This is a genomic window from Streptomyces phaeoluteigriseus (assembly GCF_001896135.2).
Lineage (GTDB): Bacteria > Actinomycetota > Actinomycetes > Streptomycetales > Streptomycetaceae > Streptomyces > Streptomyces phaeoluteigriseus.
In genome coordinates this window covers 1,130,616-1,156,050 of record NZ_MPOH02000011.1, presented here as the reverse complement: position 1 = coordinate 1,156,050, position 25,435 = coordinate 1,130,616, and the positions used below count along the sequence as shown (strand labels likewise).

The 25,435-nt window shown below is 71.1% G+C and carries 23 protein-coding genes and 3 pseudogenes; 17 read left to right on the top strand and 9 right to left on the bottom strand.

The features are described from left to right. Nucleotides 1-143: 143 nt before the first annotated feature. The 5 genes from BM536_RS16360 to BM536_RS16340 all read left to right on the top strand — a co-directional run bounded on the left by BM536_RS16360 (nt 144) and on the right by BM536_RS16340 (nt 4,896). Nucleotides 144-695 (top strand): RNA polymerase sigma factor, encoded by a 552-nt coding sequence (locus BM536_RS16360; RefSeq protein ID WP_073494999.1) that lies wholly within the window; start codon nt 144-146, stop codon nt 693-695. A 67-nt stretch (nt 696-762) separates the two neighbouring features. Then, a complete protein-coding gene (locus BM536_RS16355; protein ID WP_094103068.1) occupies nt 763-1,605 on the top strand; it encodes a cupin domain-containing protein in 843 nt (280 codons plus the stop codon). A 47-nt stretch (nt 1,606-1,652) separates the two neighbouring features. Continuing rightward, nucleotides 1,653-2,522, top strand: coding sequence for an ABC transporter ATP-binding protein (locus BM536_RS16350; RefSeq protein WP_073495001.1), 870 nt, complete (start codon nt 1,653-1,655; stop codon nt 2,520-2,522). Beyond that, nucleotides 2,519-4,072 carry an ABC transporter permease gene (locus BM536_RS16345; protein WP_094103067.1) on the top strand — a complete coding sequence of 518 codons (1,554 nt, stop codon included), beginning with the start codon at nt 2,519-2,521 and terminating at the stop codon, nt 4,070-4,072. The genes BM536_RS16350 and BM536_RS16345 overlap by 4 nt, the downstream gene beginning before the upstream one ends. Next, nucleotides 4,060-4,896, top strand: a complete 837-nt coding sequence (locus BM536_RS16340; RefSeq protein ID WP_281258576.1) for an ABC transporter — start codon at nt 4,060-4,062, stop codon at nt 4,894-4,896. Before BM536_RS16345 ends, BM536_RS16340 begins: the two co-directional genes overlap by 13 nt. Nucleotides 4,897-4,912: 16 nt before the next feature. On the opposite strand, the gene mshD is transcribed toward BM536_RS16340, so the two are convergent. Continuing rightward, nucleotides 4,913-5,839 carry a mycothiol synthase gene (gene mshD, locus BM536_RS16335; protein ID WP_073495004.1) on the bottom strand — a complete coding sequence of 309 codons (927 nt, stop codon included), beginning with the start codon at nt 5,837-5,839 and terminating at the stop codon, nt 4,913-4,915. Between the two features lie 512 nt (nt 5,840-6,351). Between mshD and BM536_RS16330 the strand changes: the two genes are divergently transcribed. From BM536_RS16330 to BM536_RS40340, 3 genes are all read left to right on the top strand, one after another. After that, a complete protein-coding gene (locus tag BM536_RS16330) occupies nt 6,352-8,154 on the top strand; it encodes a bifunctional metallophosphatase/5'-nucleotidase (RefSeq protein ID WP_073495006.1) in 1,803 nt (600 codons plus the stop codon). 782 nt (nt 8,155-8,936) lie between these two features. Beyond that, on the top strand, nt 8,937-10,712 hold the full coding sequence (locus BM536_RS16325) for an ABC transporter ATP-binding protein (protein ID WP_073495008.1): 1,776 nt from the start codon (nt 8,937-8,939) through the stop codon (nt 10,710-10,712). Between the two features lie 172 nt (nt 10,713-10,884). Then, nucleotides 10,885-11,079 carry a hypothetical protein gene (locus BM536_RS40340; protein WP_143650923.1) on the top strand — a complete coding sequence of 65 codons (195 nt, stop codon included), beginning with the start codon at nt 10,885-10,887 and terminating at the stop codon, nt 11,077-11,079. Between the two features lie 107 nt (nt 11,080-11,186). Here the strand turns inward: BM536_RS40340 and BM536_RS16315 are convergent, their stop codons facing one another. From BM536_RS16315 to BM536_RS16285, 7 genes and pseudogenes are all read right to left on the bottom strand, one after another. Further along, the gene (locus BM536_RS16315; protein WP_073495012.1) at nt 11,187-13,262 is read right to left on the bottom strand and encodes a pectinesterase family protein; all 2,076 of its coding nucleotides are present in this window, start codon (nt 13,260-13,262) and stop codon (nt 11,187-11,189) included. A 124-nt stretch (nt 13,263-13,386) separates the two neighbouring features. Continuing rightward, a pseudogene (locus BM536_RS16310) lies at nt 13,387-14,816 on the bottom strand (sensor histidine kinase). Next, nucleotides 14,813-15,543 (bottom strand): annotated as a pseudogene (locus BM536_RS16305) (response regulator transcription factor). Before BM536_RS16305 ends, BM536_RS16310 begins: the two co-directional pseudogenes overlap by 4 nt. A gap of 54 nt (nt 15,544-15,597) precedes the next feature. Then, entirely contained in the window at nt 15,598-15,807 is a 210-nt protein-coding gene (locus BM536_RS16300) for a hypothetical protein (RefSeq protein ID WP_073495014.1), read from the bottom strand. A gap of 29 nt (nt 15,808-15,836) precedes the next feature. Beyond that, nucleotides 15,837-16,989 (bottom strand): annotated as a pseudogene (locus BM536_RS43985) (S1C family serine protease). Between the two features lie 175 nt (nt 16,990-17,164). Continuing rightward, a complete protein-coding gene (locus BM536_RS16290) occupies nt 17,165-18,187 on the bottom strand; it encodes a LacI family DNA-binding transcriptional regulator (RefSeq protein WP_073495016.1) in 1,023 nt (340 codons plus the stop codon). Between the two features lie 86 nt (nt 18,188-18,273). Next, on the bottom strand, nt 18,274-19,053 hold the full coding sequence (locus BM536_RS16285; protein WP_073495018.1) for a response regulator transcription factor: 780 nt from the start codon (nt 19,051-19,053) through the stop codon (nt 18,274-18,276). A gap of 173 nt (nt 19,054-19,226) precedes the next feature. On the opposite strand from BM536_RS16285, the gene BM536_RS16280 reads away from it, so the two are divergent. The 9 genes from BM536_RS16280 to BM536_RS16245 all read left to right on the top strand — a co-directional run bounded on the left by BM536_RS16280 (nt 19,227) and on the right by BM536_RS16245 (nt 24,986). Next, entirely contained in the window at nt 19,227-20,066 is an 840-nt protein-coding gene (locus BM536_RS16280) for an alpha/beta hydrolase (RefSeq protein WP_073495020.1), read from the top strand. Nucleotides 20,067-20,148: 82 nt separating this feature from the next. Beyond that, nucleotides 20,149-20,403 carry a MoaD/ThiS family protein gene (locus BM536_RS16275; RefSeq protein ID WP_073495022.1) on the top strand — a complete coding sequence of 85 codons (255 nt, stop codon included), beginning with the start codon at nt 20,149-20,151 and terminating at the stop codon, nt 20,401-20,403. A 1-nt stretch (nt 20,404) separates the two neighbouring features. Continuing rightward, entirely contained in the window at nt 20,405-21,676 is a 1,272-nt protein-coding gene (locus BM536_RS16270; RefSeq protein WP_094103066.1) for a hypothetical protein, read from the top strand. Nucleotides 21,677-21,792: 116 nt separating this feature from the next. Beyond that, nucleotides 21,793-22,527 (top strand): LmeA family phospholipid-binding protein, encoded by a 735-nt coding sequence (locus BM536_RS16265; protein WP_073495023.1) that lies wholly within the window; start codon nt 21,793-21,795, stop codon nt 22,525-22,527. Nucleotides 22,528-22,736: 209 nt separating this feature from the next. Continuing rightward, the gene (locus BM536_RS44840) at nt 22,737-22,820 is read left to right on the top strand and encodes an Ms5788A family Cys-rich leader peptide (RefSeq protein ID WP_353850233.1); all 84 of its coding nucleotides are present in this window, start codon (nt 22,737-22,739) and stop codon (nt 22,818-22,820) included. A 136-nt stretch (nt 22,821-22,956) separates the two neighbouring features. Beyond that, nucleotides 22,957-23,796, top strand: a complete 840-nt coding sequence (locus tag BM536_RS16260) for a sulfurtransferase (RefSeq protein WP_073495025.1) — start codon at nt 22,957-22,959, stop codon at nt 23,794-23,796. Between the two features lie 44 nt (nt 23,797-23,840). Beyond that, nucleotides 23,841-24,128 (top strand): DUF1416 domain-containing protein, encoded by a 288-nt coding sequence (locus BM536_RS16255; protein ID WP_004986406.1) that lies wholly within the window; start codon nt 23,841-23,843, stop codon nt 24,126-24,128. 170 nt (nt 24,129-24,298) lie between these two features. Further along, entirely contained in the window at nt 24,299-24,559 is a 261-nt protein-coding gene (locus BM536_RS16250; protein WP_073495041.1) for a DUF3099 domain-containing protein, read from the top strand. 10 nt (nt 24,560-24,569) lie between these two features. Then, a complete protein-coding gene (locus BM536_RS16245) occupies nt 24,570-24,986 on the top strand; it encodes a VOC family protein (RefSeq protein ID WP_073495026.1) in 417 nt (138 codons plus the stop codon). A gap of 3 nt (nt 24,987-24,989) precedes the next feature. Here BM536_RS16245 and BM536_RS16240 read toward each other — a convergent pair whose 3' ends face one another. Then, nucleotides 24,990-25,352, bottom strand: a complete 363-nt coding sequence (locus BM536_RS16240; RefSeq protein WP_073495028.1) for a DsrE family protein — start codon at nt 25,350-25,352, stop codon at nt 24,990-24,992. Nucleotides 25,353-25,435: the final 83 nt, after the last annotated feature.

Here is a 25,435-nt window from a genome sequence, read left to right as displayed (position 1 = left end):
GTGGGGGGTGGGCGGCGGTCACTGGGCGGTGAGCGGTGGGGTGAGGCCGCGTAGTGGGGCGAGGTCGGTGGTGGGGCGAGGGGGCGAAAAAATTCGGGTGCCGAATCGTGAACCGATCGGCGGGGCTCGTCCGATGAGGGGATGTGAGCGAAACGAGAAGCGACGGGGAGCTGCTGCGGGCCATCGCGGCAGACGGGGACCGTCACGCCTTCGAGGAGCTGTACCGGCGATACGCGCCGTGGCTGACCGCGCGCATGCGCAGCCGCTGCGCCGACGCCGCGATAGTCGACGACGTCGTCCAGGACACGTTCCTCGCGGTGTGGCGCGGTACCGCCCGCTTCCGTGCGGAGGGCCACTCCGAGGACGCGGCCGGCTGGCTGTGGCGCATCGGTTCCCGTCGCCTCGTCGACGCCGTGCGCGGTGACGGGGCACGGGGGCGGCTGCGCCAGGCGCTGGCCCGGCTGCGCCATCGCGACGAGGCCTCGGCGGAGGAGCGGGTGCTCGCGGGAGTGGAGCACGGGGACCTCGCCGGTGCCCTCACCCGCCTCTCACCGGAGTTGCGGGCGGTCCTCCAGGCCACCGTCATCGACGGACTCACCACCCGGGAGGCCGCCGTCCTGCTCGGCATCCCCCCGGGCACGGTCAAGACGCGGGCCCAGCGGGCCCGCAAGCAACTGCGGGAGGCGCTGGCATGAGGCGGTACGTGACGGAAGGGCGCCCGCGCGGATGCGTGGAGGCCGGCAGAGTGAAGGAGGTCCTGGCATGACGTGGCACGTGGCGGACGAGGACCTGCGGGCCTACGCGCGGGGCGAGTTGGCGGCCCCCCTGCTGTGGTCCGCCGACACGCACCTCACGGGGTGCGCCCAGTGCCGGTCGCGGCTCGCCGGGGCGGCCGACCCGGTCGCGCTGGACGAAGCCTGGGAGCGGCTGGACGCCGAGCTGGACGCGCCCCGGCCGAGCCTGGTCGAGCGGCTGCTGGTGCGGCTCGGTGTGGCCGACCACACCGCCCGGCTCCTGACGGCCACCCCGGTGCTGCGCCGGTCGTGGTTGCTGGCGGTGCTGTCCCTGCTGGTGATGACGGTCCTGGCCGTGCACCTGGTGGACCGGCCCGCGCTGTTCCTCGCCCTCGCCCCGCTCCTCCCGCTCGGCGGGGTCGCCCTGTCGTACGGGCCGGCCCTCGACCCGTCGTACGAGATGGCTGTCGTCGCCCCGATGCACGGCTTCCGGCTGCTGATGATCCGGACGGTCGCGGTGCTGACCGCGGGCCTCGCGTTCAACGGCCTTGCCACCCTCGCCCTGCCGGAGTACGGGCTGCTGGCCCTGACCTGGCTGCTGCCAGCGGTCGCCCTGACCGCGACCGGCCTGGCGCTGACCCCTCGGCTGGGTCCGGTCCTCGCGCCCGGCCTGGTGGGCGGCGCCTGGCTGACGCTGCTGGTGGTGGCGCAGTCACAGGCGCACTCCCACTCCACGCTCGTGCCCTTCACGGCGGCCGGGCAGTCGGCCGCGGCGGCCATAGCGGCTCTCGCCACCGTCCTGCTCTACCAGACCCGGGACCGTTTCGACACGCGTCCCGCGGGCGGCTTCGTGGACGGCGGCGCCGTATGACGCCCCCGCCCGCCAGCGCCCACCGACCGGAACCCCAGGAGCCCCGCATGACCACCCCGCCCACCACCGTGACGGCCACCGGCCTGTCCCTGCGCTACGGCGGCACCCACGCCCTGGACGGCGTCTCGCTGCGGCTGACGCGAGGCGTGACCGGCCTGCTCGGCCCCAACGGCGCCGGAAAGACCACCCTGTTGCGGGTGCTCGCCACAGCCGTACCGCCGGACCGGGGCGAGTTCACCGCCCTGGGCCACGACCCCGGTACCTCGGCCGGCCGCCTGGCCCTGCGCCGCGCGCTCGGCTATCTGCCGCAGACGCCCGGCTTCCACCCGGACTTCACGGCCTTCGCGTTCGTCGACTACGTGGCGATCCTGAAGGAACTGACCGACCGTGCGGCCCGGCACCGCGAGGTGCGGCGCGTGCTGGACGCCGTCGATCTCGCGGACGTGCGGGGCAAGCGGATCAAGCGGCTGTCCGGCGGCATGCGGCAGCGTGTCGCGCTGGCCGCCGCGCTCGTCGGCGACCCCGGCTTCCTCGTCCTGGACGAACCGACCGTCGGCCTCGACCCGGAACAGCGCATGCGCTTCCGCGGACTGATCGCCGAGGCCGGCGAGGGGCGCACGGTCCTGCTCTCCACCCACCAGACCGAGGACGTGGCGATGCTCTGCCACCGGGTCGTGGTCCTCGCCCAGGGCCGCGTCCGCTTCGAGGGAACCCCCGCCGAACTGACCGCACGCGCGGCCGGCCGCGTCTGGAGCAGCGCGGAGCGGGACCCGGCCGCCCTGGCCGGCTGGCGCACCGGCACCGGCACCTTCCGCAACGTCGGAGACCCGCCGGAGGGCGCCCACCTGCTCGAACCCACCCTGGAGGACGGCTATCTGCTCACCCTCGACAGCGAGAGCCGGACGGTGACCGCATGAGCGCCACGATCACGACAGTCACGGACTCCGCCCCCGGGCTCCCGGAGACCCAGGGCCCCGGCAGCCGCACCGGCGCCGTGCTCGCCCTGGCCCGCTTCGAGGCCCGCGAACTCCTCCTCCAGATCCCGGTACTGGTCTTCCTCCTCCTCTACGTCGGCTTCACCACCGCGCGGCTGACGTTCCAGGACGGCATGAGCGACTACCCCGTGCTCAACACGGTCGACCGCAACACGCAGACGGCCCCGCTGTTCCTCGCCGTCGCCCTGCTCGTCTGCAGCAACGCCGCCGCCCTGCGTTCGCGCAAGCACGGCACGGTCCAGCAGTTCGACGTCATGGCCATGGAGCCCTGGCGCCGCGTCCTCGCGCACGTGCTCTCCACGGTGCCGCTCGCGGTGCTCACCGCGGTCGTCGTCGCGGGCGAGTTCACCCGGGAGGCCCTGAAGCCCGGCGCGATCGGTCACGGTTCTGTCGGCGAGCTGGCCGTGGGACCCCTGGTCGTCCTGATGGCCGGCATCACCGGCGTCCTGCTGGCCCGGCTCGTGCCCATGCCCTTCGCGCCCATGCTCTTCGTGGTCGCCGCGTATCTGCTCATGGTCCTCGCCACCGACGTCTCCGAGTCGGACGAACCACAGGTCGGCTGGCTCTCCCCGATGGTCTTCTCCGGCATCTCCGGCGGCGACCCGGTCCCCAGCGACCTCCTCGGCCGTCCGGCCGCCTGGCATGCGCTCTATCTGCTGGGCCTGTGCGCCGCGCTGACCTGTGCGGCCCTGCTGCTGTCCGGCGGCCGCACCCGCGGCGTCAAGGCGGCGACCGCCCTCGCCCTCGCGGTCACCGCCGCCGGTGCGATCGGCCAGTTCACACGCGACACGGCGGCCCTGGAGGCGGCACGCAAGACGGCGTCCACGACCCCGCAGAAGGTCCAGTCGTGCACGGAGCACGACGGATCGACGTACTGCGCCTTCCCCGAGTGGAAGGGCGTGCGGGACGACTGGGCGGCGGTCGTCGAGCGGGTCCGGTCCGCGGCCGGCGGCAGCGCGACCGAGGCATCTGTGACGGTGCGTCAGCGCATCGACACCAGCGGCGGCATAGAGGTCGACTCCGCGCTGAACCCCTCCGCCACACCGGGCGTGGTGACCGTCGGCACCCGCTGGGGCGGCAACCGTGTCCCCGAGTTCGCGGTGGGAGCCGCCACCGTCCTCGTGGCGGGCACCGAGGACGCGACGACGCGGGCCATGTGCGACGCCCGCGCGGTGACCATCATGTGGCTGGTGCTGGGCACCGACCCCACGCCGATGGCCACGTTCCGGGACGTGCGGCTGGACGACAGCACCACCGGCTCCGGCCTTGTCCTCGCCCCCACCAACGGGCTGAGTCTGACGTCCCACCAGACGGCGGTCGTCGGCGAGCTGCTCGCCCGGCCCCGCGCGGAGATCACCGCCCTGGTCAAGAAGCACTGGTCGGAGCTGACGTCCGCGCGGACGTCGACGGCCGAGGCGGCGAAGCTGCTGGGCGTCGCGGTGCCGCAGGGGGTGGAGTCGTGCGACGAGTAGGAGACGCGGCCGGGGCTGAGGGCCCCGCATCCGGCCGCCCGACCCCCTCCCACAGCGACGGCCCGCCCCCCTCCTACGCCTACGGCCCTACCCGCTCCGACAGTCACGGCCCGACCGTCACCGCCGGCCGCGGCGTCACCCTCGCCACCGGTCGCGTCCCCACCCGCTGTACCCGAGCCCTGCTGCGGTCCCTCGCCCCGCCGGTGTGGCGGTCACTGCCCTGGGCGGCGTTGACCGCGGGCGGTGGCCTGGGCCTGCTGTTCGCGGCGAGTACACGGCTGCCGGACCAGGCACCGGGGGAGGAACTGGGACTGACGGTGCTGCGGGTGACCGCGTTGACCGGCGGGATCGGCCTGGCCTTCCTGCTCGACGACCCGGCCCGGCACACCACCGTCGCGAGCCCGCTCGGCCGTCCCTACCGAGCCGGCCTGCGCCTCGCGCTGGCGGCCCCGCTGCTGGCCCTGTGGTGGGCGGCGGCCCTGATTCTGCTGCCCGGACCGACCCGCCCGCCCCTCGTCCCGGTCACCCTGGAGGCCCTGGCGACGGCCACCTTCGCCATCGCCCTCGCGACCGCCGCCGTGCGCTTCACCGACGGCGCCGAGGTGGGCAAGCGAGCGGCGGCATGGCTCGGCGCGGCGGCCGCGGTGGCCGTGCTCGTCCCGGCGCGGTGGGGACTGCTGACGCTGCCGGCGGACCGCTGGTGGGAGGAGACCCACGTGAGATGGGCGTTGGTCCTGGCGGTGACGCTGGCGTCGACGGCGCTGTGCACGCCGGAGCCGCTGAGACGCCGGTCAGTGCGCCTGAGCCCGTCCGGGGGACTGTGAGGACGGGGCTGCGACCTCAGGTCTCCGTCCGGTACATCAGGTCCGTCTCGTAGGTGACGAACCCCAGACGCTCGTAGACCGACACCGCCGCCTTGTTGTCGGCGTCGACGTAGAGCATGGCGGTGGGCAGCGCCTGGGCCGCGAGGTGCCGCAGGCCGATCGTGGTGAGGGACTTGCCGAGGCCGCCGCCCTGCGCACCGGGGGCGACACCGAGGACGTACACCTCGCCGATCCCCTCCTCGGCGTGGACCTTCGTCCAGTGGAAGCCGATGAGCCGGTCCTCGCGGAAGGCGAGGAAGAAGCCGGCGGGGTCGAACCAGGGCTGGGCCTTGCGGTCGTCGAGGTCGCGCTGGGTGAGGGAGCCCTGTTCGGGGTGGTGGGCGAAGGCGGCGGCGTTGACGGCCAGCCAGGCCCCGTCGTCCTGACCGGGGACGAAGGTGCGGACGGTCACCCCCTCGGGGAACACCGGCTCGGGCAGGTCGAGGTCGGCCAACGGCCGCCGCATCTGGCGCAGTTCGCGGAACAGCGAAAGGCCCAGTACCTGGGCGAGGTGCCGGGCGGCGGAGTGGCCGCCGTGGGCCCACACCCGCAGCCGTTTGCCGGAGGCGGCGAGCAGGGCGGAGCCGAGTGCCCGGCCGTGCCCGTGCCCGCGGTGCGCGGGGTGGACGACCAGCTCGGCGGCCGGGGCCTCGACGGGGTCGGTGTCCTCCAGCTGGGCGTAGGCGACGAGTTCGTCGCCCGCGGAGAGCAGCAGATGGGAGACGCCCTCGCGGGGGCCACCCCGCAGTTGCAGCCGGCCCTGTTCGGACACCGCCTGCCGACCGTCGCTGTGGGCGGCCTCCGCGAGCAGGTCGAGGACGGCCTCGGTCTGTGCGGGGGAGAGCGCGGAGAGTTTCTCGATGGAACGGGAGCCGGGTGCCGATGCGGGGTCGTCGCTGGTCATGCGTACGAGGGTAAAGGGCGGGCTCCGCAAAGTGGCGGCATCGGGAGAGGGGAGGGGAAAGGCGACGGTGAGCCGTCCGCAAAGGGGGGCGGGGGAACCAGCGGCGACGGAGGCGGGGAGCCAGCGGCGATGGGGAGGGAGACCAGCGGCGAAGAGGAGGGAGACCAGCGGCGATGAGGACGGGGAACCAGTGCGATGAGGGCGGGGAACCAGTGGCGGCGGGGAGGGGAAGCGGGGGCGGGACGCGGAGCGGACGCCGAGTGGAAGCCAGGTGGAAGGCGACCATCAGCCACGCGGAAGCCAGGTGGAAGGCCACCGTCAGCCACGGGGAAGGCCCCCGGAAGGCAAAGGGAAACCAGGATGTAACCAGGAACCCCCTGTCGCGCTACGCGCGTTGACTCTAGGCTGCGGCCCGACGGGGCCACTGCCTCAGACGCCTCACGGGGCCTCCCCAGGCCCGAGGACGTCGACACCACAGCAGACACCACAGGGCAGACACCACAGGGGGGCGCATGCCAGCCACTTCCCACTCGCATCCGAGCCGCAGACGCCGTACGTACGGGCTGCTCGCGGCGGCCGCCGGTCTGGCCACCGCCGGAGCACTGGTCGCCGCGCTGCCGGCGGGTGCGCACGACAGCAACCACGGAAAGCCGCTGCCGAGCCGTTACCAGGACGTGCAGTTGCTGTCGTTCAACGACCTGCACGGCAACCTCGAGCCGCCGAGCGGTTCCTCCGGCCGGGTCACCGAGCTTCAGGCCGACGGCACGACGAAGACGATCGACGCGGGCGGCGTGGAGTACCTGGCCACGCACCTGCGCCAGGCGCGCGAGGGCAACAAGTACTCCATCACCGCGGCCGGCGGTGACATGGTCGGCGCCTCCCCGCTGATCTCCGGCCTGTTCCACGACGAGCCCACCATCGAGGCGCTCAACAAGCTGGACCTGGACGTCACCTCGGTGGGCAACCACGAGTTCGACGAGGGCGCCAAGGAGCTGGCCCGCCTGCAGAAGGGCGGCTGCCACCCGACGGACGGCTGCTACACGGACGAGGAGTTCGGCGGCGCCGACTTCCCGTACCTCGCGGCGAACGTCCTGGGCGAGAAGTCCGGGAAGCCGATCCTGAAGCCGTACTGGGTCTGGAAGAAGAAGGACGTCAAGGTCGGCTTCATCGGCGTGACCCTGGAGGACACGCCGGGCATCGTCTCCGCGGAGGGCGTCAAGGGCCTGAAGTTCAAGGACGAGGTCGAGACGATCAACAAGTACGCCAAGGAGCTGCAGCGCCAGGGCGTGAAGTCGATCGTGGCGCTGATCCACGAGGGCGGCCTGCCCGCCTCCACCTCGTACAACTACAACTGCGACTCGCCGGGCGCCGGGGACGGCATCTCCGGCCCGATCGTCGACATCGCGAAGAACATCTCGCCGTCGGTGGACGCCCTGGTCACGGGTCACACGCACGCGGCGTACGCCTGCACGATCAACGACCCGTCGGGCAAGCCGCGCACGGTGACCTCGGCGGCCTCCTTCGGCCGTCTGTACACGGACACCACGCTGACGTACGACCGCTTCACCGGTGACATCGCCCGTACGGCGGTGAAGTCGGCGAACCACGTGGTCACCCGGACCGTCCCCAAGGCGACGGACATGACCGAGCTGATCAGCAAGTGGAACACCCTCGCGGCGCCCATCGGCAACCGAGCGATCGGCCACATCTCCGCCGACGTCCCCAACACGGGCACCGAGTCCCCGATGGGCGACCTGATCGCGGACGCGCAGCTCTGGTACGGCAAGGAGCTGGACGCGGAGGCGGACCTCGCCCTGATGAACCCGGGTGGCGTGCGGGCCGGTCTGACCTACGCGGCCAAGGGCGCTGAGGGCGACGGCGTGGTCACCTACGCCGAGGGCTTCACCGTCCAGCCGTTCGCCAACACCGTGAACCTCCAGGACTTCACCGGCACCCAGCTGATCCAGGTGCTCAAGGAGCAGGTGAGCGGGTCGAACGCGAGCGCGCCGAAGATCCTCCAGCCGTCGGCGAACCTGACGTACACGCTGGACCTGACGAAGGCCGGCGCGGACCGTGTCGTCACGGACTCCATCAAGCTGAACGGCGCCGCCATCGACCCGTCCGCCACCTACCGCGTCGCGACGAACAGCTTCCTCGCGGGCGGCGGCGACGGCTTCACCACCCTGGGCCAGGGCACGAACGACCTCGTCGGCCTCGACGACCTGACCGCCCTGGAGCAGTACCTGCTGGCCAACTCCTCGGCCACCGCCCCGATCGCGCCGCCGGTGACGAACCGGATCACGATCGTGCAGTAACCCTCGGGATCCTCGGGACTCTCGGAGCCCGGGGACCCTGGGGGCCTTGGAGGTCATCCCACCGCAGAGGCGGCCGCGTCACCGACGCGGCCGCCTCTGCGCGTTTGCGAGCGGGCAACTCCCTGCGTATGCGCACGCGTGATCAAGGCCCTTGCGCGTACTAAAACCTGTGTAAGCCCCCACTTGGTTCCCCGCGCCGCCTGAAAATACGTCTCAGCTCCAATTAATGCAGGTCTAAGCGGAATTGGCTTTTTCCGGCTCTCGTGTCCCGTAGTGTTTTCCATGTCGAAAGCGAACGACACAGAAGCAAACAACGCGAAGGAGAGCCCGATGAGCTTCCACAAGATTTCCCCGGCCAAGAAGACCCGCAAGGCCGCCCCGGCGCCCAAGAAGAAGGCCGCGAAGAAGGTCACTCCGAAGCGTCGCCCTGTCTCCGGCAAGGGCTGACGGGGCGGTCGGTAAGACCGTTTCCAAGGCGTACGCCTAAGTAAATCAAATCAATTCAAAGGTAATTGCAGCCGAAAGGAACGACCGTCATGAGCTTCCACAAGGTCACCCCCGTGAAGAAGACCCGCAAGGCCGCCCCGGCGCCCAAGAAGAAGGCCGCGAAGAAGGTCACCCCGAAGCGCCGCCCCGTCTCCAACAAGGGCTGAGACGCCAGGACGCCACGAGGCGGGGCCACCGGTGGGCGAGCACGACTCGCGCCGGGGGCCCCGCCTCGGCCATGTCCACCGTTCCGTACCGCATGACCGTCGTTCCGTACAGAAAGGGAGTGGTCGACCATGAGGGAAGTCCGTGAGGCCTTCCGCCGCTTCTGGCCGCTGACCCGCGGCGACCGCAGGTGGCTGCTGGCGATCATCGCCTGCGTGGTGGTGTCCGCGCTCGCCGAGACCGCCTCGATCCTGCTGTTCGCGGAGCTGACCGACAACGCCCTGGAGGCAGGCTCGCTCGACGCCTTCTGGGGCCCGGCCGGCGCCTGGCTGGCCGTGGCGGTGCTGGGTGCGCTGGTCGGCTACCTCGGCAACTCCCTCGCGACCTGGACCGCCGAGAGATTCGTCCTGCGTCTACGGGCAGGCGTCTTCCGGCACGTCCAGGACCTCCCCCCGCACTTCTTCCAGAGGCATCGCCAGGGAGACCTGGTCGAGCGCCTCACCGGGGACGTGGAGGCCATAGAACAGATGGTGGTGTCCGGCGTCGTGGGCACGGTGTCGGCCGCCTTCTCCGCCGTCTTCTACGCGGCCGCCGCCTTCTGGCTCCGCTGGGACCTGGCCCTCGTCACCTTCGTCCTCGCACCCCTCTTCCTCCTCGCCGCCCGCCGCTTCACCGGCCGCGTCAAGGAGGCCTCCCAGGACGAGCGGGTCGCCGACGGCGCGATCACGTCGGTGGTCGAGGAGTCCCTCGGAAACATCGTGCTGACCCAGGCGTACAACCGGCAGGGTGACGAGGCACAGCGCCTCGACCGCGAGGCCCGCGCGTGGATGAAGGCATCGGTGCGCGGCGCCCGGCTGAGCGAGATGTACGAGCAGTTCGTGGAAGTGGTCGAAACCCTCTGCGTGCTCACGGTCATCGGTCTGGGCGTCTGGGAGATCTCCGCCGGCCGCATGACCCTGGGCCAACTCCTCGCCTTCGCCGCCTTCATCGGCTACCTCTACCCCCCGGTCCGCAGCCTCGGCCAACTCGGCCTCACCCTCACCGCCGCGACCGCGGGCGCGCAACGCCTGAACGAGGTCCTCGACGCGGAGCCGTCGGTGAAGGACCCCGCCGCCCCGGTCCGAGCCTGGCCGGTCCAGGGCTGGGTCGGCTTCCACGGAGTGTCGTTCCGCTACCCGGGCGCGACCCGCCGATCACTCGACGAGGTGACCTTCACCGCGTCCCCCGGCGAACTGGTCCTCGTCACCGGCGCGAGCGGCGCCGGAAAGTCGACCCTGTCCAAACTCCTCACCCGCTTCTACGACCCCTCGGCAGGCGTGATCACCCTGGACGGCGTCCCGCTGGCCGACGTACCCCTGGCCTTCCTCCGCGAACAGGTGGCCCTCCTTCCCCAGGAGACCCTGATCCTCAACGGCACCATCCGCGAGAACATCGAGTGCGGACGCCCCGGCGCGACCGACGAGGACATCGAACGCGTCGCCCGTGCCGCCGCCGCGCACGCCTTCATCGCCGCGCTCCCCGAGGGCTACGACACCCGGATCGCCCCCGGCACGGCAGCCCTCTCCGGCGGCCAGCAGAAGCGCATCACCATCGCCCGCGCGATGCTCCGCGCCGCCCCGGTCCTGATCCTCGACGAACCCACAGCCGGCCTCGACGCCGTCGCCGCCCGCCAGATCATGAATCCCCTCCGCCGCCTGATGTCCCACCGCACCACCATCCTCATCACCCACGACCTCACCCTCGCCCCGGACGCCGACCACATCCTGGTCGTGGACGACGGCCGCCTGGCCGAGACAGGCACACACGCCGAACTGGCCGCGCGGGGCGGGCCGTACACGCGGCTGCTGGGTCCCGCGCAGGGGGCGCCGACGGGGAGGGCGGAGGACACGTTGGTGCTGCGGGTGTGAGGAAGGTCCGCAGAGCTCACCGGGACCGGTTCGAACCGGCTTGCGTCATCCACGGTCCCGGTTGTGCTCCTTCAGGAGGCACATTCACGTGTTGACGACGGGGAAGGTGACGCCGGTGAGTGTGCCGAGCGGCATGAATGTGGAGGGCCTTGCCTGCCCGGGAGGACACGCGGTGATCGTGGGCACGTCGGGCACGTCGGGTTCATCGGGCGTGGTGAACGCGACGCTGAGGGACACCGACGCCGGGGCGGCCGTCTCAGTGACCGGCGGTCGGGTCGATGCCGTGGCCGCCACCGGCTCCTCACTCCTGCTCGCCGTGGCGACGGGCGACGACAGCGAGATCGGGCGATGTCCAGGGAGGCTGTGACGCCCTTGACTTCGGCCCCGTGCCGCATCAGATGGCCCGTCCCGGCAGCCACACCGGTTCCGCTTCCGATTCGGCATGCGCCCGGTGTGGCTGATCCCGGGGAGAGGTCAGGAAGCCGACGGCGTCCAGTCGCCCAGCCAGTCCGTGACTTCCTGGTCGGCGGCCTGGGTGTCCGTCAGGTGGGGGCGGTTGCTGCTTGCGGTGCCCGCGCCCGCGCCGGTGTTGCGGTACTCGGCGAAGCGGTCGTCCTTCCAGGAGAAGCCGCCCATGTCCGACCACGGGGTGGACTTGATCGCGGCGCTGAGCGTGGTGTCGCGGACGGTGGCCTGCGGGTCGACGGTGGTGTCGCCGCCCGGGTGCCAGTTGCGGCCGAGGAAGAAGGAACCCGCGGTCACGTCACCGTTGATCGCGGACCGGTTGATGAGGATGCCCTTGCGGTTGGCCGGGGTGCTCGGCGCGGTGACGTACCCGGCCGAGGTGCCGTTCCACCGCTTCTTCAGCGTGATGACGGACTTGTCGACGACGACCGTCGCCCGCCCGAAGATGAAGTCGACGTTGCCGGTGATGTAGGAGTTGCTGATGTAGACGCGGCCGAGCTTGTCCTTGGCGGCGGTCTCCAGCTCCAGGGTGTCCTGGTCACCGTTGACGATCACACCGTCCAGGACGATCCTGTCGGCCTGCGTCAGCAGCGCGACCGCCTGGTTGGCGATGTCCTGGTGCTTGGACTCGTCGAAGTCGTTGGTGACGGTGAGGTTGCGGACCTGCGAGTCGTCCGACTGCACGGACATCGTGGCGCTGCCGGGCGTGCCGTACGTACCGGATCCGTCGGGCTTGGTCATGCCCGCCGCGTTCCCGTAGACGATGACGGTGTCCTTGCGGCTCGCGCCCGAGCCCTGGATGGTGACGTGCGGCTTGTTGGACGGGACCTTGACGACCTCGCGGTACGTCCCCGGCTTCACGGAGATGACGACGCGCGAGGGGTTGTTCGCCGGTACGGCGTTCACGGCGGCCTGCACGGTCCTGTACTGCCCGGAGCCGTCGGCGGCGACGGTGAGCGTCGTGGCGGCGGCGGCTTTGGTGGTGGCGGTCGTGGCCGCCGTCGTACCGATGGAACCGCGCGGGCCCACGCCCGACCTGAGGAGCGCGGGCACGTCGGCGGTCTTGTCGAGGGTGTAGGCGTAGAAGGACTTCGGGTCGAAGGCGGTGCCGCCGCTCTCGTTGCGCCCGCTCGTCCCGACGAAGGTGTTGCCCCTCTGGACGATCGTCGCGGTGCTGTCCCTGGTGACCGGGTTGTTCATGCCCTGGAAGTAGGAGTTCTCCAGGACCATCTTCGTCCCGCCGCGCGAGTAGTTGCCGTACGACGACTTGATCGTGGTGCCGGCCGCGTCCTCCAGGAAGTTGTTGTAGAGGTGGGCGTGGGCGGCGTTGTCCGTGGACGGGTTGCGCTGCTCCGTCTCGCGGAACCAGTTGTGGTGGATCGTGATGTCGGTGACGACGTTCGTGGTCCAGCCGATGCCGAACGTCTTGTTGTTGTCGCTCAGCTTGTTCCAGGACACGGTGACGTTGGTGCTGTCCTTGCGGACGTCGATGAGCCCGTCGGCCATGTGCCGCAGATCGTTGTGGTCGATCCAGACGTGATGCGCCCCGTCCATCTGGATCGCGTCGAAGTCGTGGTCCTTGTCGTTCCAGATCCCCTGGTACGCGTCCCGGATGGTCAGGTTCCGGATGATCACGTTGTGGACGCCGGGGCCGAGGAAGAACCCGCCGCCGACGATCTGTCCGGAGGTCCCGGAACCCACGATCGTCTTGTCGGAGGCGACCTTGATCTCCTTGCCGACCGGGTTCATGTCGATCGTCGCCGCCACGACGATGACGTACGGTTCGGCGGCCGTCGCGTACTTCTCCAGATCGGCGAGCGTCTTCACGGTGACGGTCCTGCCGTCCCGCCCGCCGTACGTCCCGTTCTGCCCGAGCGAGTCGACGGAGGCGAAACCGTCGGCGGTCGCGGTCGCCCAGGCGGGCGCCGCGGTGGCGGCGGACGCGCCGGCCTGCGCGTCCGCGCCGAACACTCCGAGGTCCGTGCCGTAGGCGAGGGTGCCGGCGGCCGTGAGGGCGAGGGGTACGCCCACCGCCACGGCGGTCCTGCGCCTGCGGTGCCGGGGCTTTCGACGGATGTCGGTCATGTGTGGGGTTCCGTTCCGTGGGAGGGGGACCACCCGGAAGAGGTGTGGGTCACCGGGTGGTCGCCGCCCACGGCGGAAAGGTTGCCGAACCACCGCCGTTCGCGGGGAGTACGGCCGCAATGTCCTACGGCAGCTCGGGCGGAGGGGTCGGCGCCCCCGGCAGCCGTACGGTCACCAGCGTGCCGTCGCCCTCCGCGCGGGCCACCGTGATCTCGCCGCCCGCCTGCTGGACCGTACGCGCGACGATCGACAGGCCGAGGCCCGAGCCGGGGAGGGCCTCGCGCTCGGGGAACGCCAGAACCGGTCGAAGACGTGCGGGAGTTCGTCCTCGGGGATGCCGGGGCCGTGGTCGCGGACGGTCAGGACACCGTCGGCGAGACCGACCTCGACGGAACCGCCCCGCGGGCTGAACTTCACCGCGTTGTCCAGGACGTTGACCACCGCCCGTTCCAGCGCGGCCGGCTCCGCCCGGACGTACCAGGGATCCAGTGCGGCCGTGATCGTCAGCTCCGGGCCGCGCAGCCGCGCCCTGCGCAGGGCCGACTCCACGGTGTCCTCCAGGGAGACCACCTGGACGCGCTCACCCCGCTGGGCGTCCGAGCGGGACAGTTCCTGCAAGTCGCCGATCAGCGCGGCCAGCTCGGTCATCTGGGCCTTCACCGACGCGAGGAGTGCCTTGCGGTCCGCCTCCGGGATGGGGCGGCCCGTCTCCTCGCTGCGGCTGAGCAGTTCGATGTTGGTGCGGAGGGAGGTGAGGGGAGTACGGAGTTCGTGACCCGCGTCCGCGATCAGCTGCTGTTGCAGGGCGCGGGAGTTGGCCAGGGAGGCCGTCATCGAGTTGAAGGAGCGGGAGAGGCGGGCCACCTCGTCCTCGGCGTCCTCCGCCACGGGGATGCGGATGCCCAGGTCGTCGGTGCGGGCCACGTGCTCGACGGCCTCGGTCAGCTTGTCCACGGGCCGCAGGCCCGCGCGGGCGACGGCCAGCCCCGCGGCACCGGCGCCGAGGACTCCGATCCCGGAGACGAGGAGGAGGATGAGGGCGAGTTCGTTGAGGGTCTTCTCGGTGCTCTTGAGGGGGGTGGCGAGGACCAGTGCCACCGGCCCGTCGGTGGTCTGCACGGGCAGTGTCAGCACCCGTACGGCCTCGCCGTTCTCGGCCGTGCTGTCGTAGAAGACGCCGTCGGCGGTGTCGTCCGCGTTCGCGATGACCTTCCGGTCGGTGGCGGAGACCTTCACCTTGCCCGCGGAGAACGAGTTGACGCAGACCGTGTCGTCTTCCGTCACCACCTGGAAGTAGCTGTTCCCCAAGAACGACTTGTTGGGTTGTGTGTCCTGCGGGCACGTCCTGAGAACGTTCTCGATCTGGTCCTCGAGCCTCGGCTGCGCCACCATCTTCTTCAGGTCGGCGTCGACCTGCTCGTACAACTTCCCCTGCACGATGAACCAGCACGTCACCGAGACCGCCGCCACCGCGAACGCCACCGCCGCGGCGACCAGCATCGACAGCCGGGCCCGGATCGGAAGGGTCCGCAACCGTCGTAGAGCCCTTTTCACTCCGCGCCGCCCTGCCGCAACACGTACCCCACGCCCCGCACGGTGTGCACGAGGCGCGGTTCGCCGCCTGCCTCCGTCTTGCGGCGCAGGTACATGACGTAGACGTCGAGGGAGTTGGACGAGGGCTCGAAGTCGAAGCCCCACACGGCCTTGAGGATCTGCTCGCGGGTGAGGACCTGGCGCGGGTGCGCGAGGAACATCTCCAGGAGGGTGAACTCGGTCCGGGTCAGCTCCACGGCCCGCCCGGCGCGGGTCACCTCACGGGTGGCGAGGTCCATGCGCAGGTCGGCGAAGGTGAGCGCCTCGTCGTCGGGGTCGGCGCCGGCCGCCGCGGCGTAGGAGCTGCGCCGCAGCAGGGCCCGTACGCGGGCGAACAGCTCGTCCAGTTCGAACGGCTTGACCAGGTAGTCGTCGGCGCCCGCGTCGAGCCCGGTGACGCGGTCGCGACGGTGTCGCGGGCGGTCAGCATGAGGATCGGGGTGGTGTCCCCGGCCCCGCGGATGCGGCGGGCGGCGGTGAGGCCGTCCATACGGGGCATCTGGATGTCGAGGACGACCAGGTCGGGCCGGTAGAGGGTCGCCTTCTCCAGGGCGTCCGCGCCGTCCACGGCGACCTCCGTGTCGTAGCCCTCGAAGGCGAGGCTGCGCTGGAGTGCTTCGCGCACCGCCGGCTCGTCGTCGACGATCAGGATGCGCTGGGTGTCACGGTCGCCTTCGGCGGGGCTCATGCGTGGATTCCTCAGGTGCGGTGGGGCGGCGGGGTGCTGCGGGCGGTCACGCTCTCAGCCTCGCATCGTAGTGAGCCGGCTCAGCGGCACCTTGCGACGGTGGGGGCGGGCGGCGCTGGTGCGCAGGCCCATCAGGTGCGGGGCGGCGACCTCGGGGGCCCGGGGCGGCGCCGTCGGGGCGTGCAGCTCGTACGCCACGTGGAGGGCCAGGGCGAGGTCGGCCGCGCCGACGCCGGTCACCGTGTGCGGAACCTGCTTGATCATGACGTACTCCCTGAGCGCTGGAAGGTGGTTCAGCTGTCGGAGCCGCCGGCCCGCAGGGTCGCGAGGTCGGCCTTGACGGTGTTGATCGGGATGGCGAAGCCGAGGCCGACGCTGCCGGCGGTGGAGGAGGTGGCGTCGGCGGCGGAGTACATCGCGGAGTTGATGCCGATGATGTTGCCGTTGGCGTCGATCAGGGCGCCGCCGGAGTTGCCGGGGTTGAGGGAGGCGTCCGTCTGGAGCGCCTTGTACGTCGTGGTGGACGAGCCGGTGTCGCCGTTGAACTCCTGGCCGCCGAACTCGAACGGCCAGTTTCCGCCCTGCTGCTGTTGCTGCCGGCCCTGGCTCTCGTCGGTCGAGACCGTCACGTCCCGGTCGAGGGCGGAGACGATGCCGCTGGTCACCGTGCCGGTCAGGCCCTCGGGGGAGCCGATCGCCACGACCGTGTCGCCCACCTCGACGCCGTCGGAGTTGCCGAGGGTGGCCGTCTTGAGGCCGGAGGCGTTCTCCAGCTTGATCAGCGCCAGGTCCTTCTTGCTGTCGGTGCCGACGACCTTGGCGGTGTACTCCTTGCCGTCGCTGGTCGACACCTTGATCGAGGAGGCGCCGGAGATGACGTGGTTGTTGGTGAGGATCTCGCCGTCACTCGTGATGATCACGCCGGAGCCGGTCGAGGAGCCGCTGCCGAGGGTGGCGTTGATCTCGACGACGCTCGGGCTGACGGCGGCGGCGATGCTGGCTACGTCACCGGTCTTGCTGGACGGGACCACGCTGGTCGTGGTGGAGGAGGCGACCACCTGGTTCTCGCCGGTCAGCTCCTGGATGCCGTAGGCGGTGCCGCCGCCGATCGCCGCGGCGACGATCGCCACGGCGGCGAGCAGCGCCGTCGGGCCGCGCCTGGCACGCTTCCTCGGGGGGAACGGGTGCCGGCTCGGCGGCCAGGCGGGTCAGGAGAGCGGTCCCGCCGCCGTTGCCGTCACCGGCGGTCGTGGTGCCCCAGGCGGCGCCGGGCTGGGCCGGCGTCCGCGGTACGGCGGTCGGCTCGGCGGGCTGCGGCGCGGCCGGCCGGTACGCCGGCGGGGGCGGCCACTCCGGGTTCACGGGGGCGGAAGCGTGCTGCGGGGCGCCCTGGTACGGGTTCTCGTGGTTCTCGTACTCGCCGCTGCGGCGGATGCTCTCGGTCATGGAACAGAGCTTTCCGCCCGACCATGAGAGCTGCCTGAGTGCTCCCTGAGAAGCCCGGCAGAACCTCGTACGCCCGATATGAAGATGCTTCCCGCACGGGACCGGCCGCTCTCAGAGAACCCTCATGCGACCTGGCCGGAGGCTCGTCCAGCGTGGCTGGAGGCCTCGTACGGGCTCACTCGCAGCCGCAGGAGCGGCGGACCACCAGCCGGGACGGGAACACCTTGAGCCGCTCGCGGCGCGAGCCCGCGACCCGCAGGCCGTCGTCGAGGACCAGGTCGACGGCCGAGCGGGCCATCGCCGAGCGGTCGGAGGCGACCGTGGTCAGCGGCGGGTCGGCGAGCGCGGCCTCCTTGATGTCGTCGAAGCCGGCCACCCCCAGTTCGCCCGGCACGTCGATGCGCAGCTCGCGGGCCGCCCGCAGGAGGCCGATCGCCTGGTCGTCGGTGGAGCAGAAGACGGCCGGCGGCCGGTCTGGGCCCGACAGCAGGTCGAGGCCCACCTTGTAGGCGTCGTAACGGTTGTAGGGGGCCTCGAAGAGCCGGCCCTCGGTGGGGATGCCGGCCTCGGTCATGGCCCGCCGCCAGCCCTCGACGTGGTCGGACACCGGGTCGCCGACGGAGGGCGTGTCCGCGGTGCCGCCCACACAGGCGACGTAGTCGTAGCCGTGCTCCAGGAGGTGGCGTACGGCGAGCTGGGCGCCGCCCAGGTCGTCGGTGACGACGGCGACGTCGTCGATGGCCTCGGGCCGCTCGTGCAGCAGCACCACGCGGGCGTCCCAGGCGTCGATCTCGGCTGCGGCGTTGTCGTTCAGCGCGTGGCTGACGAGGATCAGGCCGGACACCCGCATGCCCAGGAAGGCGCGCAGATAGTGGACCTCGCGCTCGCCGATGTAGTCGGAGTTGCCGACCAGCACCATTTTCCCGCGCTCGGAGGCGGCCTGTTCGACCGCGTGCGCCATCTCCCCGAAGAAGGGCTGGCGCGCGTCCGGCACGATCAGGCCTATGAGGTCGGTGCGCCGCGATGCCATCGCCTGGGCGACCCGGTCGGGGCGGTAACTCAGTTCCTTGATCGCTGCGAGAACACGCTCGCGCGTGGCCGGGGCAACCGGCCGGGGTCCGTTGTTGATGACATAGCTGACGACAGCGGTGGACGTCCCCGCCAGCCGTGCCACGTCATCCCTGGTTACCTTGGCCACGCGCGGAGTCTACGCGGATGGATCCGCCCTGGGCAGGGCGTCTCGCAGCTTCCCTGTGCGGGAGTGACGCCCGGCCTGAGCGGCGGCTATGCCTCCGCGGAGATCTCCTCGGCACCCACGGGTGGCGCGTTGTCCGCATCCTCCGTGTTTGCCCGGTCCGTCTTGGCCTTGGCCTCTTCGGCGGTACGGTCGATCTTCTCGGGAGTAACGAATCGATAACCGACGTTGCGGACGGTTCCGATCAGCGACTCGTGCTCCGGGCCGAGCTTGGCGCGCAGCCGTCGTACGTGCACGTCGACCGTCCGGGTGCCGCCGAAGTAGTCGTAGCCCCAGACCTCCTGGAGCAACTGGGCGCGGGTGAAGACACGGCCCGGGTGCTGCGCGAGGTACTTCAGGAGTTCGAACTCCTTGAAGGTGAGGTCGAGGACCCGGCCCTTGAGCTTCGCGGAGTAGGTCGCCTCGTCGACCGACAGGTCGCCGTTGCGGATCTCCATGGGGGAGTCGTCGTTGACGATCTGCTGCCGCCCCATCGCCAGCCGCAGCCGCGCCTCGACCTCCGCCGGTCCGGCGGTGTCGAGCAGGACGTCGTCGATGCCCCAGTCGGCGGTGACGGCGGCGAGGCCGCCCTCGGTGACGACCAGGATGAGCGGACAGCCGGGGCCGGTGGAGCGCAGCAGCTGGCACAGGCTGCGGACCTGCGGGAGGTCACGGCGTCCGTCGATCAGGATGACGTCGGCACCGGGGGTGTCGACGAGAGCGGGGCCTTCCGCCGGGGCCACCCGCACGTTGTGCAGCAGCAGGCCGAGCGCGGGCAGCACCTCCGTCGACGGCTGGAGGGCGTTGGTCAGGAGCAGCAGAGAACTCATACGTCTGGTTCCTCCTCGGTCCCTGCGAGGACGTTTGCGGCACTGCGGCACTGCTCTGCGCGTCCCGGGGCCCGTACACCTGCGGTTTCCCACTGCGTATACAACGCTTCCGAAAGCACAAAAGGACCCGGGGGCTACGCTGCCCGAGTCCTCTGCCCAGCAGAATAGCCCACATGAGCAACGGTCAGGCAGGTCATGTGGCATGTTCCACCGTTCGTCCGACCACTGAGACGGTCACGGGCAGACCATTGCGGACGTTTCTGCCCACGGCCGACGGTATTTCCATCGATTCCGTATACGACCCTGGTGCGGTCGTATACGACGCCTCCGCGCCACCCGCTCGTGACCTGGTGTTCGTCGTGGCCCATGGATTCACCGGCGACGTGGACCGCCCGCACATACGCCGGATCGCGTCGGCACTCGCCCGGCACGGGGCCGTCGTCACGTTCTCCTTCCGCGGGCACGGCCGTTCCGGCGGGCGCTCCACCGTCGGCGACCGCGAGGTCCTCGACCTGGACGCGGCCGTCGCCTGGGCCCGCCGGCTCGGGCACGCGCGCGTGGCCACGATCGGCTTCTCGATGGGCGGCTCGGTGGTGCTGCGGCACGCGGCCCTGCACACCGGCACGGTCGACGCGGTGGTCTCCGTCAGTGCCCCCGCCCGCTGGTACTACCGGGGTACGGCTCCGATGCGCCGGCTGCACTGGCTGGTCACCCGCCCCGCGGGCCGCGTGGTCGGCCGCTACGGCTTCCGCACCCGCATCCACCACCGTGAATGGAACCCGGTCCCGCTCTCCCCCGTGGAGGCGGTCCCGAGGATCGCGCCCACACCCCTGCTGCTGGTCCACGGCGACAGCGACGGCTACTTCCCCCTCGACCACCCCAGGATGCTGGCCGAGGCCGCGGGTGACCACGGCGAACTCTGGGTGGAGCACGGCATGGGTCACGCCGAGCACGCCGCCACCGACGACCTCCTGACGCGCATCGGTGCCTGGACGGCCGCACGGGCGGGCTAGCCTGAACCCTGTCGACCACCGCAGACGTGTCGACCACCGAAGCAGAAGTGACTGACCGACCGAACACCGACCGAGGGACGAGATGGCAAAGGTCACGGTGCGCTACTGGGCGGCCGCCAAGGCCGCGGCCGGCGTCGCCGAGGAGCCGCACGACGCGGCCACCCTCGCCGAGGCGCTCCAGGCCGCGCGGGAGCGACACCCCGGCGAACTCGTGCGTGTCCTGCAGCGATGCTCGTTCCTCGTCGACGGTGACCCCGTGGGCACCCGCGGACATGAGACGGTACGGCTGGCCGACGGCGGCACGGTCGAGGTGCTCCCGCCGTTCGCAGGAGGGTGAGATGACCGACCAGCCGTACGAGGGGCAGTACCCGCAGGGGTACGACCCGTATCAGCAGCAGCCCCCGCAGCAGCAGCCCCCGCAGCAGGACTGGCCCGCCCGGCAGCAGCCGTACGGGTACGAGGACCCGCAGGCCCACCTCCAGCACACCCAGCAGTGGCAGGGCCAGACCTGGGAGACCAGCGTCCAGCCGCCCGTCACGGCGGCGGACCCGGCGGAGACGGCGTACCTGCCGCCGCAGACGGGCGAGGCCCCGGCCTGGCAGCAGCAGGCACCCGCGTACCAGCAGCCTCGGTACCAGGAGCCCCGGTACCAGCAGGCTGAGCACCAGCAGCACGGGTCCGCGCAGCAGGGGCAGTACCAGGCGTCCTACGGGCAACAGGTTCCGTACGGGCGACAGGCCGGCCACGCCGCCGCTCCCGCCCCCGTCGCCCCCGAGGTGACGCCCGAGGCGATGCCCGAGGGCGAGGCCGGGGGGCCGGCCTACGGGCCGGCCACCATGGCCGGCAACGCGCGCATCACCGACGCCCAGCGGGCCCGTCTCGAAGGCCGTTCGCCGGTCATCGAACCCGGGATGCAGCCCGCCGCGCTCACCGCGCTCCTCGGCCTGCTCCTGTCCGGTACGGCGGCGATCGGCACGTACGCGCTGGTCGTGCCGCTCGTCGTGCTCCAGGCCGTCACGGCGGCCGGCTGGTTCCGGCTGAACGGCATGTGGCCGGCCCGGCAGGGCATCGCGCTGGCCTTCCTCGGCGCGCTGGTCTCCGACGTGGCGCTCCTCGTGGCCGGCCGGGAGAACGCGCCGGCCGCGATCCTGGGCAGCCTCGGCGTCTGGGTCCTGCTCTGCCTCGTCCTCCAGCTCCGCTCGCACGCCGACCCCGACGAGCGCATGTACGGCCTGATGGCGACGGTCACCTCGGCCGCGCTGGCGATCCTCGCCACCGGCCACCTCGGGGCCGACCCGGACGCGGTGACGGTCGGCGCCGCCGCGGTCGCCGTCGCCGTGCTGGCCCGCGCGCTGCCGCTGCCGACCCCCGCCTCGGTGGTCGTCGCGCTGCTCGCCGCGGCGGGTGCGGGCATCGCGGTCGGCGGGATGACCGGACTGGGCGCGAAGGGCGCGCTGCTCGGCGCGGGCGCGGCGGTCTGCGCGCTGATCGGCCACCGGGTGGCGAGCTACGACTACCCGTCGCGTTTCGTGCACTTCACGGCGGGCGTCGCCCTGCCGCTGGCCGCCGCGGCACCTGCGGTGTACGTGCTGGGACGGGCGCTCGGGTAAGAGGCGGACGGTCGCCTGTGTCACAGGTGATCGACAAACTCCGGCCACTCTCCGCGTCCGGAGTTACCGTGAGTGGTCATATGACTGTCCGACCATCCGGGTGGGGGAACAACCGCATGCGAGCGCTTCGAATACTGCTGGTCGTCGTCGTGGTCCTGGGCGGCCTGTTCGTGCTCGCCGACCGCCTCGCCGTGAACTTCGCCGAGGGCGAGGTCGCGGACAAGCTACGGGCGAACGAGGGCCTCGCGGCCACCCCGGACGTGTCGATCAAGGGCTTCCCGTTCCTGACCCAGGTCGTCGGCGGCGAGCTGGACGACGTCGAGGTCGGCATCGACGACTACGAGGCCGTGGCCGGTGCCGAGGGGCAGAAGATCCGCATCGACGACCTCGATGCGAACATGAGGGGCGTCGAGTTCTCCGGTGACTACAGCTCGGCCACCGCGGCCAGCGCCACCGGCACCGCGTCCATCAGCTACGCGGAGCTGTTGAAGACCGCCAAGTCCGAGCCGACCGAGGTCGGCCCGGCCTCGGCCCGGGTCATCGGTCTCTCCGACGGCGGCAACGGCAAGATCAAGGTCACCGTCGAGGTGAGCGTCGGCGGCGCCAAGCTGCCGCAGCCCGTCTCGGTGCTGAGCACGGTCACCGCCGAGGGCGACACGGTCCGGGTGCACGCCGACTCGCTGCCCAGCTTCGGCCCGTTCCAGGTCGCCGAGGACGAGGTGCGCGGCATCACCGACTTCGAGCAGAAGATCGACGACCTGCCCGGCGGCATCCAGCTCGACAAGGTCGAGGCCGCGAAGACCGGCGTGGAGATCGCGGTGAAGGGTTCCGACGTCCGCCTCGCCGGGTAGGACCGCCTCCGGTGGACGGCGGGTGTCCGACAGACGAGACGCCGCCGTCCGCAGCGCAGATATGGTGACGGACACAGACGGACACGAGCGCCCGGAAGCCGTACGACGACGGCCCGGGCGCTTCTCTGTGTCCCATTATTCGGACGATCGCGTCTCACCATGCGGAGCGTTGGTGACACGTCCACCCCTACGTCCCTACGATCGACCGCATGAAGCAGCGACAGGCGGATCTCACGAAGCGGCGGGCAGTAGACCTGTGCCGCGTCGCCGCCATGCTCTGTCGCCCTGTCTGAGCGGAAGCCCAGCCGGCCTTCCGCGCCCTCCCGACGCCCTCCTTCGAGGGCGTCCGTGCGTCGGCCGCCGGCGAGACCCGGCCGCGCACCCTCCTTTCTTGCACCCCCGCCGTAACTGCCCCGGAGGAGAACGAGCATGAGCCGCAGCGACGTCCTGGTCGACGCCGACTGGGTCGAGGCAAACCTCGACAACCCGGACATCGCCATCGTCGAGGTCGACGAGGACACGTCCGCGTACGAGAAGAACCACATCAAGAACGCGATCCGGATCGACTGGACCCAGGACCTCCAGGACCCGGTCCGCCGTGACTTCATCGACCAGGAGGGCTTCGAGAAGCTCCTGTCGGCGAAGGGCATCGGCAACGACACCCTGGTGATCCTGTACGGCGGCAACAACAACTGGTTCGCGTCCTACGCCTACTGGTACTTCAAGCTGTACGGCCACGAGAACGTCAAGCTTCTCGACGGCGGCCGCAAGAAGTGGGAGCTGGACGCCCGCGAGCTGGTCGAAGAGGTGCCCGAGCGCCCGGCGACCACCTACAGGGCGAAGCCGCAGAACAGCGCCATCCGCGCCTTCCGCGACGACGTCGTGGCGGCCATCGGCACGCAGAACCTGGTCGACGTCCGGTCGCCCGACGAGTTCTCCGGCAAGCTGCTCGCCCCGGCCCACCTTCCGCAGGAGCAGTCGCAGCGTCCGGGCCACGTCCCGAGCGCCCGCAACATCCCGTGGTCGAAGAACGCCAACGACGACGGCACCTTCAAGTCGGACGACGAGCTGAAGGCCCTCTACGCCGACGAGCAGGTCGACCTGGCCAAGGACACGATCGCCTACTGCCGCATCGGTGAGCGCTCGGCCCTGACCTGGTTCGTGCTGCACGAGCTGCTCGGCGTCGAGAACGTCAAGAACTACGACGGCTCGTGGACCGAGTACGGCTCCCTCGTCGGCGTGCCGATCGAGCTCGGCGCCAACAAGTAACCCCACCGACCCGACCTTCTGGTCAGACCCCCTCTGGAGAAGACATGTGCGGAGCGAAGGCCGGCGGCCCGGACGCCTCGACGATCAAGCCCGGTGAGACCACCATCCAGGGTCAGGTGACCCGCGACGGCGAGCCGGTGACGGGCTACGTCCGTCTGCTCGACTCGACCGGCGAGTTCACCGCGGAGGTCCCCACCTCCGCCACCGGACAGTTCCGCTTCTACGCGGCCGAAGGCACCTGGACCGTCCGCGCCCTCGTGCCCGGCGGCACCGCCGACCGCACGGTCGTCGCCCAGCAGGGCGGCCTCGCGGAGGTCGCGATCGCCGTCTGACACGGATGCGGACGGACCGACGGGCGCCGGACGGGCGCAGTCGGACGCAGCCGGCCGAAGGGCCGTACCTCTCGGGTTGGACACCTGAGGTGCGGCCCTTCGGCCTGTCCGACCCTTCCGACTTCTGTTCGACCCGTGCCGGACGCTCCTGTCCGACCTACCCTGGACACATGTACGCCCGCCGTCGGCACGCCTACTTCGCGATGATGGGCACCTGCGTCGCGCTGTTCGTCCTGGCCTGGGCAGTCGTACGGCTCTGGTCGGTTCCCGTGGCCGTCGGGATGTGCGTGGTGGCGATGGTCATCCCGCCGCTCGCCGCCGTGGTCGCCAACCGGCGCGGGCCCGAGGACCGGTGGTGGGACGACCCGTCCGGCGATCCGAAGTCGGACGACTGGTGGGACGAGCTGGACGGGAAGAAGCGGCACCAGTAGGAAGGTGGGCATGTCCTCCGCGAGGTTGTCCACCGTGGTGCTCGACGCGCACGACGCGCACGAGCTGGCCGGGTTCTACATGCGTCTGCTCGGGTACGAGGTGCGTGCCGACGAGGTCGACTGGGTCCTCATCGGCCCGCCGCCCGGAACCCCCGGCACGGCGCTCGCCTTCGAGACCGAACCCGGTTACGTCCCGCCCGTCTGGCCCACCCGCAGACCCGGTGAGCAGCAGATGATGCTGCACCTCGACATCGAGGTGGACGACCTGGAGGCGGAGACGGGACGGGCCGTCGCCCAGGGCGCGCGACTCGCGGAGTACCAGCCCCAGGAGGACGTACGGGTGCTGATCGACCCCTCGGGCCACCCGTTCTGCCTGTGGGCGGAGACGCCTGAGCAGGGCGCGACGGATGCCGGTGAGCCGAGTTGAGGCTCAGTAGACGAGCGCCTGCGTCTCGTCGGCCAGTGCCTCCTGCACGAACACCTGCGCCCCGGCGATCCGTACGCCCTCCAGGACGTCCTTCTCGGTGATGTCCCGCCGGGCCGCGCACTGCGTGCACAGCGTGACCCGGCCGCCGAGCAGGAGTGAGTCGAGCAGGTCCGGCAGCGGGGCGGCGTGCGGCAGCTCGAACTCGGCGGCCCGGCCCGGCAGCGCGAACCACGCGGACTCCCCGGTCAGCCACAGGGAGACCTCCACACCGCTGGCCACGGCCACCGCCGCCACCGTGAACGCCTGAGAACACCGTTCGGGGGCATCGGCCCCGGCCGTCACCTTGATCACGAGCTTCTTCGCCATGCCCGAATCGTAATCAACATCACGACCACTCCCTGAGCTGACCATGAGTCATCCGTGAAGCGCGCACACACGGCTGGGCCGAG

What these genes read in the sequence shown, in the direction of transcription:
- BM536_RS16255 (WP_004986406.1), top strand. Translation starts at nt 23,841, where the DNA reads ATGTGCGGAGCGAAGGCCGGCGGCCCGGACGCCTCGACGATCAAGCCC.
- BM536_RS16280 (WP_073495020.1), top strand. Translation starts at nt 19,227, where the DNA reads ATGAGCAACGGTCAGGCAGGTCATGTGGCATGTTCCACCGTTCGTCCG.
- BM536_RS16285 (WP_073495018.1), bottom strand. Translation starts at nt 19,053, where the DNA reads ATGAGTTCTCTGCTGCTCCTGACCAACGCCCTCCAGCCGTCGACGGAG.
- BM536_RS16260 (WP_073495025.1), top strand. Translation starts at nt 22,957, where the DNA reads ATGAGCCGCAGCGACGTCCTGGTCGACGCCGACTGGGTCGAGGCAAAC.
- BM536_RS16300 (WP_073495014.1), bottom strand. Translation starts at nt 15,807, where the DNA reads ATGATCAAGCAGGTTCCGCACACGGTGACCGGCGTCGGCGCGGCCGAC.
- BM536_RS16350 (WP_073495001.1), top strand. Translation starts at nt 1,653, where the DNA reads ATGACCACCCCGCCCACCACCGTGACGGCCACCGGCCTGTCCCTGCGC.
- BM536_RS44840 (WP_353850233.1), top strand. Translation starts at nt 22,737, where the DNA reads ATGAAGCAGCGACAGGCGGATCTCACGAAGCGGCGGGCAGTAGACCTG.
- BM536_RS16355 (WP_094103068.1), top strand. Translation starts at nt 763, where the DNA reads ATGACGTGGCACGTGGCGGACGAGGACCTGCGGGCCTACGCGCGGGGC.
- BM536_RS16325 (WP_073495008.1), top strand. Translation starts at nt 8,937, where the DNA reads ATGAGGGAAGTCCGTGAGGCCTTCCGCCGCTTCTGGCCGCTGACCCGC.
- BM536_RS16345 (WP_094103067.1), top strand. Translation starts at nt 2,519, where the DNA reads ATGAGCGCCACGATCACGACAGTCACGGACTCCGCCCCCGGGCTCCCG.
- mshD (WP_073495004.1), bottom strand. Translation starts at nt 5,839, where the DNA reads ATGACCAGCGACGACCCCGCATCGGCACCCGGCTCCCGTTCCATCGAG.
- BM536_RS16270 (WP_094103066.1), top strand. Translation starts at nt 20,405, where the DNA reads ATGACCGACCAGCCGTACGAGGGGCAGTACCCGCAGGGGTACGACCCG.
- BM536_RS16315 (WP_073495012.1), bottom strand. Translation starts at nt 13,262, where the DNA reads ATGACCGACATCCGTCGAAAGCCCCGGCACCGCAGGCGCAGGACCGCC.
- BM536_RS16250 (WP_073495041.1), top strand. Translation starts at nt 24,299, where the DNA reads ATGTACGCCCGCCGTCGGCACGCCTACTTCGCGATGATGGGCACCTGC.
- BM536_RS16275 (WP_073495022.1), top strand. Translation starts at nt 20,149, where the DNA reads ATGGCAAAGGTCACGGTGCGCTACTGGGCGGCCGCCAAGGCCGCGGCC.
- BM536_RS16240 (WP_073495028.1), bottom strand. Translation starts at nt 25,352, where the DNA reads ATGGCGAAGAAGCTCGTGATCAAGGTGACGGCCGGGGCCGATGCCCCC.
- BM536_RS16245 (WP_073495026.1), top strand. Translation starts at nt 24,570, where the DNA reads ATGTCCTCCGCGAGGTTGTCCACCGTGGTGCTCGACGCGCACGACGCG.
- BM536_RS16330 (WP_073495006.1), top strand. Translation starts at nt 6,352, where the DNA reads ATGCCAGCCACTTCCCACTCGCATCCGAGCCGCAGACGCCGTACGTAC.
- BM536_RS16265 (WP_073495023.1), top strand. Translation starts at nt 21,793, where the DNA reads ATGCGAGCGCTTCGAATACTGCTGGTCGTCGTCGTGGTCCTGGGCGGC.